Below are 1,219 nucleotides of genomic sequence, written 5' to 3'. Positions count from 1 at the left end.
TCGACGAGCCCAGACCCTGTTGGCAGGTATTAAGCTGGGACAGATGATACGCAAGGGACTGCTTCATCATCCAGTTAGCGACGGATTGTCACTGGTAGAACAATTTTATCTGTTGGCTGCCTAAAAAACTTGCAGCGCAACTTTTGCTGACTGGGCTACGCTAATGCGACAAAGCCTGTAAACGTGCGGTGGCCAGCATAGGCAGCACGTCAATTATTGGAGTACGATATGAAGATCCTTAGTGCGGTACTTTTCGCATCAACATTGTTGACGTTATCGGCGGCAGCCCAGGACGCCCCCAAAGGCGAACTCGGCAAAGTTTTCAGTATCAAAACCGTTACTGCGGCCATCGAGCCGGACGACGCCAGCGGCTCCCGAATACTCAGCGTCACAGCCTCCGGAATGGTCAATTCCGGAGGCTGGAACGATCCCGCGCTGAGTGCCCACCAATATGTGACACCACCGGCAGACGGCATCCAGGCCTACGACTTCATCGCGGCCAGCCCTCCCGAGGGCTCGATGACGACGATGAGCCTCGAAGAATTCACCGCGACGATCAGCGGTGAACTGGCTCACTGGGTGAAAGGCGTCCGTGTCGAGGCATCGAGCAATTCCGAAGTATTCATGCTGGACCAGTTGCCCGAATTTTCAGCTCTGTCCCCCGTCGATGCGATGGGCCAATTAGGGTCCACTCTGTTCCAGAACGTCCGCATTTTCGACGGGTCCGGCAGTCCATTGTCGGAGCCGATGAACGTGCTGGTCATCGACAATATCATCCAGCTCATTTCTACCGACAGCATCACGCCTAACGTGGGAACAGTGATCATTGATGGCGGCGGGCGCACTCTGATGCCGGGGCTGATCGATGCCCACTGGCACACGATGCTTATCCGTCCAACCCCGGCGCAGAGCATCGTTGGCGATGTCGGCTACAACAATATTACCGCAGGCGTCGAGGCCACCGATACGCTGATGCGCGGGTTCACCACCGTCCGCGACGTTGGCGGCCCCGCCTTCGGCCTGAAGCAAGCCATCGACGATGGCACGGTTCCCGGCCCGCGCATCTATCCGTCCGGGGCGATGATTACCATCACCAGCGGGCATGGCGATTTCCGCCAGCTTTCGGAACTGCCCCGCACCATTGGTGGTCACCTCTCCCGCATGGAGCAGATCGGCGGCGCCCTGGTCGCCGACAGTCCCGATGAAGTGCGAGTCCGGG

1 protein-coding gene and 1 pseudogene are annotated in these 1,219 nt (G+C 58.3%); both read left to right on the top strand.

Features of this window, described 5'->3' with window-relative positions; genetic code table 11:
- A pseudogene (locus tag A6U95_RS30255) lies at window positions 1–124 on the top strand (IS6 family transposase); the annotation flags it as partial.
- Window positions 125–228: 104 nt separating this feature from the next.
- Window positions 229–1,219, top strand: a 991-nt coding sequence (locus A6U95_RS31335) for an amidohydrolase family protein (protein WP_198927332.1), incomplete at its 3' end; no start/stop codon positions are given.

Source organism: Serratia sp. 14-2641, assembly GCF_001692375.1.
GTDB classification, from domain to species: domain Bacteria; phylum Pseudomonadota; class Gammaproteobacteria; order Enterobacterales; family Enterobacteriaceae; genus Chania; species Chania fonticola_C.
The sequence above is the reverse complement of the archived record's forward strand: the minus strand, read 5'-3'. Positions and strand labels throughout refer to the sequence as shown.